Genomic DNA, 11,679 nt, shown 5'->3' with positions numbered 1-11,679 from the left:
GGCGGCCTCGCGCAGTCGTCGGCCCGCCTCGGCGGCGGCCTGTTCCGCCGCGGCCGGGTCGGCGGGCGGACGCTGGGCGGCAGCGGCGGTGTCGGTCTCGGCGAGGATCGCTCGTACGGCGGCCTCCTCGGACTGCCAAGCGTCCAGGCGCCGTTGGAGCTCCCGATGAGCGGTGTCGTCCAGCAGGGCGTCGGCGGCGGCCTGGGGTGTCTCGAACCCGGCGCGGAACGCGGCGTCGGCGAGGCGCGCGTCGGCGTCCTTGAGCCGCCGTGCGCTCTCCTCGGCGGCCCGGGCGCTGTCGGCGGCGTCCGTGAGCAGCGCGACCCGGCGCTCCAGTTGGGCGGCCCGGGCGGCCACGCTGTCCAGGGAGCCGCGCGCCTCGGCCAACTCCGCTTCCAGGGAGGCCCGTTCCCGGTCGAGGCGGTCCCGGTGCCCCACCCGCGCGGCGGTCCTGACCTCCGCCTGCTGGCGGGCGGTGACGCGCCGCTCGTGCTCCTGCTCGGCGCGGCGCAGCTCCTCGTGCGCGGGGTGGAGCGCGGAGGCGGTGCGGCGGGCCTCGGCGAAGAGCCGCTCCAACTCCGCGACTTCGTGCGCGAGTTGTTCGGTAGGTGTGTCTCCGGCCTCGGCGGTGGCGGCGGCCAGCGCCTCGCGGACGGTGCCGAGGTGCCGCTCCCGCTCGGCCTGGCGTTCCTCCGCTGCCTGCAAATCGGCGAGCGCCTGCTCCTCGGCCTCCCGGTCGACGTGTCCGGCGTCCCTGCGGGCGGGCGCCGGGTGTTCGGTGGCGCCGCAGACGGCACAGGGCTCGCCGTCGGTGAGCTGGGCCGCGAGTTCGGCCGCGATGCCGTTCAGGCGGCGCTCCTTGACCTCCAGCCAGTGCGCCTTGGCCGTCAGCGCCTCCTCCTGGGCCCGCTGGGCCCGGTCGGCGGCGGTGTCGGTGTCTCCGGCCAACTGGTCGCGCAGCCGGGCCGCGTTCAGCCGTCCGGCGGCGGGTTCCCGCTGGACGCCGAGCTGTTCGGCGCGGGTGGCGGCCTCCTGGGCGGTGTCGATACGGCTTTGGAGCCCCGCGCGGGTCGTGTCCCAGCCCGCGAGCCAGGCCTGGGCCTCCTGGAGGACGTCCTCGTCGGCGCGCTCCTGCCGGTCGAGCCTGGCGCGCTCCTCGGCGAGTTCGACCAGCCGCTGCTCCGCCCGGCGGGCCGACTCCAGGCCGCCCAGCTCCTCGGCGGCCCGGCGCGCGGCGGCCGCGAGCCCGGCGGCACCGGCGTCGGCGAAGGAGTCCGGCAGCAGCGCACCCGCGCGGGTCCGCGCGGCAGCCGCCCGCCGGTGTTCGGTGTCGGCCGCGTCCCGCAGCTCCAGCGCCGGGGCCACCGCCTCGGCCTTGCGGGCCCGCTCCATGCGCGCCTGCGCCTCCCGGTGCCCGTCGGCCCGCTCCTGAAGGAGCCGCGCCCGCTCCCCCGCCTCGGCGAACCGGCGCTGCAACCGCGCGGTCTCGCGCACGTCGGCCAGGTCGCGCTCCGCCGCCGCCTGGGCGGACTCGGCGGCGGCGAGGCCGCACTGGGCGACGGTCAGTTCCTCGCGGGCGGTGCTGCGGGCAACGGCGGCGGCGCTCAGCACGGCCTCGGCGAGCCCGGGTTCCCCCGGCACCAGCTCGGGCAGCTCCATGCCGCCCGCCGCCTGCTGCATCCGGTGCGCGTCGGCCAGCAGCGCGGCATCGCCCTCGCGCACCTCGGCCTCGGCCGCCCGGCGCCGTTCGGCGAGGCGCTTCTCCACCTCGGCGAAGCGGTGCGTGTCGAAGAGCCGGCCCAGCAGCCGGCCCCGCGCCTCGGCGTCGGCCCGCAGGAAGCGCGCGAAGTCGCCCTGGGGCAACAGGACGACCTGGCAGAACTGTTCCCGGCTCATGCCGAGCAACTGCGTGACCTCCTCGCCGACTTCCTGGTGGGAGCGGCTGAGGTCCTTCCAGGCGCCGGTCGTGGCGTCGTACTCGCGCAGCCAGGTCTGCGCCTTGTCCAGGGTCGTGCCCGTGCCGCGCTTCTTGGGGCGCTCCCACGGCGGCTGCCGGGTGATCTCCAACCGGCGTCCGGCGACGGTCAGTTCGAGGGTGACGGACGTGCGCGTGCCCGCCGCCGCGTGGTCGCTGCGCAGGGTCAGCCCCTGCCCGCTCTGGCGGGCGCCGGGCACCGCGCCGTAGAGGGCGTAGCACACGGCGTCCAGGACCGATGTCTTGCCGGCGCCGGTCGGTCCGTGCAGCAGGAACAGCCCGGCCGCCGACAGGTCGTCGAAGTCGACGCTCTGGGAGCCGCCGAAGGGACCGAACGCGGTGAGGTCGAGCCGGTGGAGCCTCATCGCGCCACCTCCCGCACCACCGCGTCCGCGCGGACCGCGTCGAAGGCGTCCCGCAGCACTCCCCGCTCGTCCTCGTCCGGACCGGCGCCGCGCACATGGGCGACGAAGTCCTCGGCGATCTGCTGGTCGCTGCGACCGGCGAGCCGCCGCGCGTACGACACGTCCGGGTCGTCGGGGGCCCGGTCGGGGTCGAAGACGAGGCTCAGGGTGTGCGGGAAGCGCTCGGTGAGCCGGGCCATGGGATCGGCCGGGCGAACCGAGTCGGTGAGCGTCGCCTCGATCCAGGCGTCCTCGTGGCGGGCCAGGTCGGGGTCGGCGAGAAGGTCCTCCAGGGGGCCCCGGAGCCGGGCCAGCGCGCGCGGCGCGGGGCAGTCGATCCGCTCGGCGGTGACGGCGCCCTCGGCGTCCAGGTCGACCAGCCACATGCTCTTCCTGTGGTCGGCCTCCGAGAAGGAGTACGCCAGTGGGGAGCCGGAGTAGCGCACGCGCTCGGTGATGGTCTGGCAGCCGTGCAGGTGCCCGAGTGCCGCGTAGTCGACGCCCGCGAAGACCCCCGCGGGCACCGCGGCCACCCCGCCGACGGTGATGTCCCGCTCGCTGTCGCTGGCCTCGCCGCCGGTGACGAAGGCGTGGGCCAGGACGACGGATCGGGTCCCCCGCGCACGGGTGGCAAGATCGGCGCGGACCCGCTCCATGGCCGCGGCCAGCACCGCCTCGTGACCGGGCTTGTCCACCCCGAACTCGTCCTTCACCAGCGCCGGTTCGAGATAGGGCAGACCGTAGAAGGCCACGTCGCCGTGCGCGTCGCTCAGCACCACCGGCGTCCCGCACGCCGAAGGCTCGGTCCGCAGGTGGATCCCGGCACGGTCGATGAGCCCCGCCCCGACACCGAGCCGGCGGGCCGAGTCGTGGTTCCCGGAGATCATCACGGTGGGCACACCCAGGTCGGCGAGGCGGTGCAGGGCGTCGTCGAAGAGTTCGACGGCGGCGAGCGGCGGCACGGCACGGTCGTACACGTCTCCCGACACGACCACCGCGTCCACCGCGTGTGCGCGCACGGTGGTGACGAGATGGCCGATGAACTCGGCCTGGGCGCCGAGCATGTTCACGCGGTGGAACGCCCGGCCCAGGTGCCAGTCGGAAGTGTGCAGGAGCCTCATGATCCCCGAAGAGTAACGGCCGGGTCTGACATCACGGGCGGTTACTCCCGTATCGGCCCGTCATGACCCCACCACAGATTGGGCGTTATGCCCTTTTCGACCGAAAGTTCATACGTGTCGGCAGTTCACGCGTCGCCGTACGCCTCTCCGCCCGGCTCGAAACCGGCGGTCCCGGCCGTGATGTCGGCCAGCCAGGCGCGGAAGGCGTCCACATCGGCGTCCGGCAGACCGATCTCGATCGTGACGACCTCCCCGTAGCGGACGTCCCGCACCTCGCGTCCGGTGGCGCGCAGATCGTTCTGGACCTTCCCGGCCCGCTGGTGGTCGACGGTCACGGTGGCGAGCCGGAAGCGACGGCGGGTGATCGTGCCCAGGCCGTCCAGGGCCTCGCCGACGGCTCCGCCGTAGGCCCTGATCAGGCCGCCCGCCCCGAGCTTGACGCCGCCGTAGTAGCGGGTGACGACGGCGACGACGTACCGCATGTCGCGGCGCAGGAGCATCTGGAGCATGGGGACGCCCGCGGTGCCGCCCGGTTCACCGTCGTCGCTCGCCTTCTGGATGGCGGCGTCGGCGCCGATGACGTAGGCGAAGCAGTTGTGGGTGGCGTCGGCGTGCTCCTTGCGGACGGCCGCGATGAAGTCCTGGGCCTCCTGCTCGGTGGCCGCCGGGGCGAGGGCGCACAGGAAGCGGGAGCGGTTGACCTCGGTCTCGTGCACGCCCGCGCGGGCTACTGTGCGGTACTCGTCCTGCATCCGGCCACCCTATGCCAGCGGACCGTCAGCCCTTCTTGCCCCGGGGCACGGTGAACCAGGTCAGCAGCGCGGTGCCGGGGGCCAGGGCGCTCCAGGCGGCGCCGCGCCAGGCCAGGACGGCGACGGCGGAGGTGGGGAACTTCACCCGGACCTGGTCGAGCGCGTCGTCCAGGCTGTCCCCGGCGAGCTCGACCACCAGGTCCTCGAGCCCCGGGTTGTGCCCGACCAGCAGCAGCGTCTCGACTTCCGACGGTGTCTCGTGCACGGCGTCCAGCAGATCCGGAACCTCGGCCGCGTACAGCCGCGGCACATAACGCACGGGCGGCGGCGTGCCCCACTCGGCGGACGCCAGCTCCCAGGTCTGCCGGGCGCGTACGGCGGTGGAGCACAGGGCGAGGTCGGGGAGCAGGTCGGCCTCGGCCAGCGCATGCCCCACGGCCGGAGCGTCCCGCCGCCCGCGCGGGGCGAGCGGCCGACGATGATCGGCGACCCCCTCGGGCCAGGCCGACTTGGCGTGCCGCAGCACGACCAGCCGCCGCAGCGGGCCGGTCCCCGCGCGGGCGATCACGACAGAACTCCCGGGACGGCCACCCCACGGGGCCGGGCCGCCGCCCCGGCATCCCCCGCCACGCCCGACCGCCCTCGCGGCGCCATCCCCACGCGGGCGATCACGACAGCACCCCCGACCCGGCACGCCCCACCACGACCGACCACCCCCGCGGCACCATCCCCACGGGGGCGGTCATGACGGTGCTCCCAGGTCGCGGGTGAGGTCGAGGCCGAGGAGGCGGTCGGCGTAGGCGTAGGTCTCGAAGCGGGCGCCGTCCGCCAGGTCGGGCGCGGTCTCGACCCGCGTCAGCAGCCGCAGCACACCGGGCACGTCCAGGTCGTCCTCCCAGGCGCCGCGCAACTGCGTGCGCACGTCGTCGGGGATGGGCCGGGAAGGGTGCCGTGCCCAGTCGGCGACCGCCCGCCGCCAGCATACGAGGGTGTCGTGGGCCTCGTTCAGGGCGGCCGTGTCCAGCCGGACCGGGTGGTCCCGGCGCGGGGTCAGCAGGGCGAGGCGCAGGGCGACGGGGTCGGCGCCGGCCAGCGGCGCCGGAGTCGTGGCGTGCACGGGGGCGACGGCGACCCGGACGCCGTCCGGTGCGGGCCCGTCCTCCGGCACGACATGGATGACCTGTTTCTCACCGAGTCCGCGGCCGACCTCCCGGCCGTCCTCAAGCGGCCGGATGCCCAGCGCGGCAGCGCTCGCGCGCAGTTCCGGCTGTTCCTGGTCCCCGTGCAACACGGCCCAGACCGGGGTGCCGCCGAGTTCCAGGGCGCGCACCAGGAGATCGGCGACGAGGAGCACGCGCAGGGCGCCGGTGTCGAAGCCGGGCGCATGGGCCTCGACCCGGGTCAGACCACGCCGGGCGGGCGCGGCGTCGACGGGCTCGCCCGTTCGGGCGTCGATGATGCGCAGCACTCCCCGAGCCTAGGCGGGCGCGCGCCGGAGCGCAGCATGCGGCTCGGTTTCCGGACAGGTCGGATCAGCTCACGGTGCCGAGGAACCGTACGTGCGGACGGAGATCGTCGCCCTCCCGGCTCACGGCCGCCCGGACGCCGTACACCTCGGCGATCAGCTCCTCGGTCAGCACGTCGCCGGGGGTCCCTGCGGCCACCGCACGTCCCGCGCGCAGGACGACGACCTCGTCGCAGTACATCGCGGCGAGATTGAGGTCGTGCAGGGCGACCACGGCCGTGACCGGTAGGTCGGTGACGAGGGTGAGCAGTTCGAGCTGGTGGTGGATGTCGAGGTGGTTGGTGGGTTCGTCGAGGAGGAGTTCGCGGGGTTCCTGCGCGAGCGCGCGGGCGATCTGCACCCGTTGGCGTTCCCCGCCGGAGAGGGTGTGCCAGGGCTGGTCGGCGTGGTCGGTGAGGCCGGTGCGGTCCAGGGCGGCGCGCACGGCGCGTTCGTCCCGCGCGGTGGCGGGCGTCCAGGCCCGTCGGTGCGGCACACGACCGAGTCGTACGACGTCCAGGACCGTCAGTTCGACCTGGGTGTCCGCCTGTTGCTCGACCACGGCGAGGCGGCGGGCGACCTCCCGGCGGGGCCGCCCGGTGAGCGGGTCGCCGTCGAGGGTGACGACACCGGCCGTGGGCGCGAGCAGCCCGGCCAGCAGCCGTAGCAGGGTGGACTTGCCGGAGCCGTTGGGCCCCAGGAGGCCGACGGTGGTGCCGGGGGCGGGCGCCAGAGTGACCCCGTCCAGGATCAGCCGACCGTCGGCCCGGCGGCTCACCCGGTCCGCGCGAAGACCCGTCGCCGCCCTCGGCGTCACGTCCGACATCCCGCTCATCGCGCCCTCCGCGTCCGATACAGCACCGCCACGAACGCCGGCACCCCGATCAGTGAGGTCACGACACCAACCGGCACCTCCTGGGGATCGAGGACGGTACGGGCCAGCGTGTCGACCCACACCAGGAACACCGCGCCCACCAGCGCGGTCAGCGGCAGCAGCCGGGTGTGGCCGGGGCCGGCCAGCGCCCGGGCCGCGTGCGGCAGGACGAGGCCGACGAAGCCGATCGCTCCCGCCGAGCTGACCAGGGCGGCGGTGAGCAGGGCGGTGACGCACAGCAGCACCAGCCGGGTGCGGGCGACCGACACCCCCAGGGAGGCCGCGGCGTCCTGCCCGAAGGCGAAGGCGTCGAGAGTGCGGGCGTACGACAGGCAGACCACGAGCGCCACGACGAGCACGGCCGCGCACAGCCACACGTCGGTCCACCCCGCGCCCGCGAGCGAGCCGAGGAGCCAGAACAGCACCCCGCGCGTGGTCTCGGCGTCGGCCGAGGTCATCACCACGAAGGAGGTGAGCGCGGAGAAGAGCTGCATGGCCGCGACCCCGGCCAGGACGACCCGGTCGGTCGTGCCGCCCAGGGTGTGGCTGAGCAGCAGCACCGACGCGAAGGAGACCAGCGCACCGACGAACGCGCCGGCGGAGACCGAGACCGCGCCCCCGCCCACCCCGAGGACGACCACCACGACCGCTCCGGTCGAGGCGCCGGAGGAGACGCCGAGGACGAACGGATCCGCGAGCGGGTTGCGCAGCAACGACTGCATGACCGCCCCGCACACGGCGAGCCCGGCCCCGCACACCGCCGCGAGGAGCGTGCGCGGCAGCCGGAGCTGCCAGACGATGCCGTCCCGGATCGGTGTCAACCGCGAGCTGCCGACGCCGAGATGGGACAGAACCGTGGACCAGACGTCGGCGACCCGGATGTCGGCGGGCCCGATGGTGATCGCGACCGCCAGGGAGCAGCACAGGACGGCGATCCCGGCCCCGCCGAGCACCAGCGTGCGCCGGAGGCTCACTTGGCGAGCCCGAACTCGCGCAGCGCGGCGGCGACCTGCTCCACGCCCTCCACCGTGCGGATCGTCGGGTTCATGGCCTGGCCGCTGAGCAGGACGTACCGCTTGTGCTTGACGGCGTCCATGTTCCTGGTGACGGGGTCGGACTCCAGGAAGGCGATCTTCTTGGCGGCCGACTCGGCCGTCTGCGACTTGCGGGTCAGATCCCCGATGACCAGGACGTCGGGATCGCGGTCCGCCACGGTCTCCCAGTTGATCTGGGGCCATTCGTCGTGGGTGTCGTCGAAGACGTTCCTCGCCCCGAGCGCGCGGGTGATGATGCCGGGGGCACCGCAACACCCCGCCATGTAGGGCGACTCGGCGTTGGCGAACCAGTACAGGAGCGTGACGTCGGAGGCGTCGACGCCCGAAGTGGCCTTCGCCATCCGCTTCTCGAGCGAGGCGACCAGTTCCTCGCCCCGCCGCTGCACCCCGAACACGGCGGCCAGGTCGCGGACCTCGCCGTAGACGTCCTCGATGGCCAGCGGGGTCGTCCGCACTCCGTCGCCGTCCCCGGAGTTGTCCTTGCCGACGCAGTCGGAGGGGGAGACGTAGGTCGGCACGCCGAGCTTCTCGAACTGCTCCCGGGAGGCGACGCCGCCCTTGCCGAGGGTGGAGACGAAGGAGGCGGAGACGAAGTCGGGCTCGGCCTCCAGGACGCGCTCGTAGGAGGGGTTGTTCTCGGCCATGCGCGGGACTTCGGCATTCGCCTTCTCCAGCCCCCTCATCACCGGGTCGGTCCAGGTCGCCGTCCCCGCGAGACGGTCGGCGAGGCCGAGGGAGAGCAGGATCTCGGTGCTGCCCTGGTTCAGGGAGACGGCGTGCCGGGGCGGGTGCGTCACGCGCACGGGGTGGCCGCAGTTGTCGAGGATGACGGCGGCCTTGGCGTCGTCGGCGGGGGCGTTGTCCGCGCAGCCGGTCAGGAGCAGGGCGGCGGCCGTGAGCAGGGCGGCGGGGCGGGCGAGACGTGCGATGGGCACGGGTATGGTTCCTCAGTCGTCGAGGGCTCGAACGCGGAGCCCGTCCGTACGGTGCTCCCCCGCCGTCCGTTCGACCGCGGGGGCCGCCAGCAGGTCTTCGGACTCGGGGTCGTCCGGTCGGGGCGCCTTCCCAGACGGCTGTCACGCCGTCCAGTGGCCGAGGCCCCGCCCGTCACCCTCACCGCTGCGCGTCAGCTCCGGATTCGCACCGGATTCCCTGACCCATGAGCATGGGTTCGACTGGCCTCGGCAAGCTACCACGCGAAATCCGGGAATCTCCGGGCGCCCCGGGCCGTTGAGCCGGGCAAGGCATGGCATGAGGTCGAGGAGGCCCCCGGTGTACGGCGACGAAGCGACGATCCGCAAGATCCTCACCGAGCTCGGCGACACCTGGGCCGTGGTCGGTCTGTCGTCGAACCAGAGGCGCGCGGCCTACGGCGTCGCCCAGGTGCTCCAGCGCTACGGCAAGCGCGTGGTGCCGGTGCATCCCAAGGCGGAGACCGTGCACGGCGAGCAGGGTTACGCCTCCCTCGCGGACATCCCTTTCGACGTGGACGTCGTCGATGTCTTCGTCAACAGCGAGCTGGCGGGGCCGGTCGCCGACGAGGCCGTCGCCAAGGGCGCCAAGGCGGTCTGGTTCCAGCTCGACGTGATCGACGAGGCCGCCTACGAACGGACCCGGGCGGCGGGCCTGGAGATGGTCATGGACCGCTGCCCGGCCATCGAGATTCCGCTGCTGCGGTGACGCACGACGAGGTGGTGTACTGCAACATGGCGTAGACAGGGGTCGCACCCCTCACCGGTCCGCGAGGAAGAACCGATGCCCGAGCCGCCGCCGCCCGCCCTCTGCTGCGTGCCGTCCTCCGGGACCGGCTCGGCCAGGCAGGAGCCGGTCGCCACGGGCCCCCGCACGGCCGCTGGCAGCGCCTTCTCCAGTGACGGCATGGTCCTGCTCCCGGGCGGCGAGTTCCTGATGGGGGCCGAGGACAGCGAGGGGTTCCCGGACGACGGCGAGGGCCCGGTACGACCCGTGCGGCTGAACTCCTTCCGCCTGGACACCCGCGCGGTGACCAACGACGCCTTCGCCGCGTTCGTCGCCGACACCGGCCACCTCACCGACGCCGAGCGCCTGGACTGGTCGTACGTCTTCGCCGGGTTCCTGCCCGCCGCCCTGCGCCGGGACGCCCCGCGGCCCGAGCGGACGCCCTGGTGGTGCGCGGTCGCGGGCGCGGCCTGGGACCGGCCGGAGGGCCCGGGCAGCGATCTCGCCGGACGCGGTGACCACCCGGTGGTCCATGTGTCCTGGTACGACGCCGCCGCCTACGCCGCCTGGGCCGGCAAGCGGCTGCCGACGGAGGCCGAGTGGGAGTACGCCGCCCGCGGCGGCCTGGAACAGAAGCGCTACCCCTGGGGCGACGACCTCGACCCCGGCGGCACCTACCGCTGCAACATATGGCGCGGCACCTTCCCCACCCAGAACACCGCGGCCGACGGCTACCGGGGCACCGCCCCCGTGGACGCCTTCGAGCCCAACGGGTACGGGCTCCACAACATGTCGGGCAACGTGTGGGAGTGGTGCGCGGACTGGTGGTCCACGGAGCACCGAGCGGCGGCCGGCCCCACCGGCCCGGCCGAGGGCACCGCCAAGGTGATCCGCGGCGGTTCCCACATGTGCCACGCCTCCTACTGCAACCGCTACCGGGTCGCCGCCCGCAGCGCCAACACCCCGGACGGTTCCAGCGGTCACGCGGGGTTCCGCTGCGCGGCGGACACCTGAAAGCCGGTACGACCATAATGCTGGCGTGACTTCCAGCACCCCCCACCACAACTCCGGTGCCGCACAGCGCTTTCCGGTCGTCATAGTCGGTGCCGGACCGGCCGGGCTCACCGTCGGCAACATCCTGCGGGCCGCCTCCGTCGACTGTCTGGTCCTGGAGACCGAGAGCCGTGAGTTCATCGAGCGGCGGCCCAGGGCCGGCGTCCTGGAGGAGTGGGCCGTACGCGGGCTCGAACAGCGCGGCCTCGCGGGCAACTTGCTGGCGCGCGGTCAGGTGCACAACGAGTGCGAGTTCCGGTTCTCCGGAGAGCGCTACCGTTTCGAGTACGCCGAACTGACGGGACATCATCACTTCGTCTATCCGCAGCCGTTGCTGGTGACGGACCTCGTACGGGAGTACGCGGACGTGCGGGGCGGCGCCATCCGCTTCGGCGTGCGGGACGTGGAGCTGCACGATCTGGAAGCGGACCGGCCCTCCGTGTCGTACACCGACCCCGAGTCCGGACAACGGCAGGTCGTGCGCGCCGACTTCGTGGCGGGCTGCGACGGGGCGCGCGGGGTGTCGCGCACCGCGCTGCCGCCCGGGCGCGCGCAGGTGTCGCGGTACGACTACGGCGTCGGCTGGCTGGCACTGCTCGCCGAGGCGCCGCCGTCCAACGACTGTGTGGTGTTCGGCATGCATCCGCGCGGGTTCGCCGGGCACATGGCGCGCAGCCCCGAGGTGACCCGCTACTACCTGGAGTGCCCGCCCGGCGACGACCCGGACGACTGGTCCCACGAGAGGGTCTGGTCCGAGCTCCAGTTGCGGCTCGGCGCGGCCGGAGCGCCCCGCCTGACCGAGGGGCGGCTGATCGAGAAGCGCGTGCTGGACATGCACAGTTACGTCGTGGAGCCCATGGTCTTCGGGCGGCTCTTCCTGGCCGGTGACGCCGCCCACCTCACCGCGCCGATCGCCGCGAAGGGCATGAACCTCGCCCTGCACGACGCCTTCCTGCTCGGTGACGCCCTGGTCGCGTACCTCACCAAGGGCGACACCGCGGGCCTCGACGGCTACTCACCGGCCTGCCTGGACCGGGTCTGGGACTACCAGGAGTTCTCGCAGTGGCTGTCGGAGGTGTACCACGGCACCTCCTCGGGCGACCCGCATCGCGCCGGGACCACCCTGGCCCGGCTGCGCCGCCTCTTCGGCTCCCGTGCGGCGGGCCTGGCGTTCGCGGAGCAGTACCTGGGCAAGAACGCCGTCTAGCGGGCCGTATCGGGAAACGCCGACCGCTGGGCCGTA

Annotated in this window: 11 protein-coding genes and 1 riboswitch; of the genes, 3 read left to right on the top strand and 8 right to left on the bottom strand. The window is 73.9% G+C overall.

Features of this window, described 5'->3' with window-relative positions; all coding sequences use genetic code 11:
* From ACWDRW_RS37625 to ACWDRW_RS37590, 8 genes are all read right to left on the bottom strand, one after another.
* On the bottom strand, positions 1-2,340 hold a 2,340-nt coding region (locus ACWDRW_RS37625; RefSeq protein WP_451732207.1), incomplete at its 3' end, for an AAA family ATPase.
* Positions 2,337-3,500: an exonuclease SbcCD subunit D gene (locus ACWDRW_RS37620; RefSeq protein WP_451732204.1), complete on the bottom strand. Its 1,164-nt coding sequence runs from the start codon at positions 3,498-3,500 to the stop codon at positions 2,337-2,339. The genes ACWDRW_RS37620 and ACWDRW_RS37625, both read right to left, overlap by 4 nt.
* 125 nt (positions 3,501-3,625) lie before the next feature.
* The gene (locus ACWDRW_RS37615) at positions 3,626-4,252 is read right to left on the bottom strand and encodes a YigZ family protein (RefSeq protein ID WP_451732201.1); all 627 of its coding nucleotides are present in this window, start codon (positions 4,250-4,252) and stop codon (positions 3,626-3,628) included.
* 25 nt (positions 4,253-4,277) lie between these two features.
* The gene (locus ACWDRW_RS37610) at positions 4,278-4,820 is read right to left on the bottom strand and encodes a SixA phosphatase family protein (RefSeq protein WP_451732199.1); all 543 of its coding nucleotides are present in this window, start codon (positions 4,818-4,820) and stop codon (positions 4,278-4,280) included.
* Positions 4,821-4,994: 174 nt separating this feature from the next.
* Positions 4,995-5,720, bottom strand: a complete 726-nt coding sequence (locus ACWDRW_RS37605) for a hypothetical protein (protein ID WP_451732196.1) — start codon at positions 5,718-5,720, stop codon at positions 4,995-4,997.
* 64 nt (positions 5,721-5,784) lie between these two features.
* On the bottom strand, positions 5,785-6,591 hold the full coding sequence (locus ACWDRW_RS37600) for an ABC transporter ATP-binding protein (protein WP_451732193.1): 807 nt from the start codon (positions 6,589-6,591) through the stop codon (positions 5,785-5,787).
* Positions 6,588-7,604: a FecCD family ABC transporter permease gene (locus ACWDRW_RS37595; RefSeq protein WP_451732190.1), complete on the bottom strand. Its 1,017-nt coding sequence runs from the start codon at positions 7,602-7,604 to the stop codon at positions 6,588-6,590. The genes ACWDRW_RS37600 and ACWDRW_RS37595 overlap by 4 nt, the downstream gene beginning before the upstream one ends.
* Positions 7,601-8,620, bottom strand: coding sequence for an ABC transporter substrate-binding protein (locus ACWDRW_RS37590; RefSeq protein ID WP_451732188.1), 1,020 nt, complete (start codon positions 8,618-8,620; stop codon positions 7,601-7,603). The genes ACWDRW_RS37595 and ACWDRW_RS37590 overlap by 4 nt, the downstream gene beginning before the upstream one ends.
* Before the next feature lie 85 nt (positions 8,621-8,705).
* A riboswitch (cobalamin riboswitch) is annotated at positions 8,706-8,865 on the bottom strand.
* Positions 8,866-8,957: 92 nt separating this feature from the next.
* On the opposite strand from ACWDRW_RS37590, the gene ACWDRW_RS37585 reads away from it, so the two are divergent.
* The 3 genes from ACWDRW_RS37585 to ACWDRW_RS37575 all read left to right on the top strand — a co-directional run bounded on the left by ACWDRW_RS37585 (position 8,958) and on the right by ACWDRW_RS37575 (position 11,643).
* The gene (locus ACWDRW_RS37585; RefSeq protein WP_451732185.1) at positions 8,958-9,365 is read left to right on the top strand and encodes a CoA-binding protein; all 408 of its coding nucleotides are present in this window, start codon (positions 8,958-8,960) and stop codon (positions 9,363-9,365) included.
* Between the two features lie 75 nt (positions 9,366-9,440).
* Positions 9,441-10,397: a formylglycine-generating enzyme family protein gene (locus ACWDRW_RS37580; RefSeq protein ID WP_451732182.1), complete on the top strand. Its 957-nt coding sequence runs from the start codon at positions 9,441-9,443 to the stop codon at positions 10,395-10,397.
* A gap of 25 nt (positions 10,398-10,422) precedes the next feature.
* Entirely contained in the window at positions 10,423-11,643 is a 1,221-nt protein-coding gene (locus ACWDRW_RS37575; RefSeq protein WP_451732180.1) for a 4-hydroxybenzoate 3-monooxygenase, read from the top strand.
* Positions 11,644-11,679 lie beyond the last annotated feature (36 nt).

The organism is Streptomyces sp. NPDC003635 (genome assembly GCF_053587635.1).
The sequence above is the reverse complement of the archived record's forward strand: the minus strand, read 5'-3'. Positions and strand labels throughout refer to the sequence as shown.

Bases quoted from the DNA above. Each gene is read 5' to 3' on its own strand.
- ACWDRW_RS37620 (WP_451732204.1), bottom strand. From the start codon at position 3,500: ATGAGGCTCCTGCACACTTCCGACTGGCACCTGGGCCGGGCGTTCCAC.
- ACWDRW_RS37615 (WP_451732201.1), bottom strand. From the start codon at position 4,252: ATGCAGGACGAGTACCGCACAGTAGCCCGCGCGGGCGTGCACGAGACC.
- ACWDRW_RS37600 (WP_451732193.1), bottom strand. From the start codon at position 6,591: ATGAGCGGGATGTCGGACGTGACGCCGAGGGCGGCGACGGGTCTTCGC.
- ACWDRW_RS37580 (WP_451732182.1), top strand. From the start codon at position 9,441: ATGCCCGAGCCGCCGCCGCCCGCCCTCTGCTGCGTGCCGTCCTCCGGG.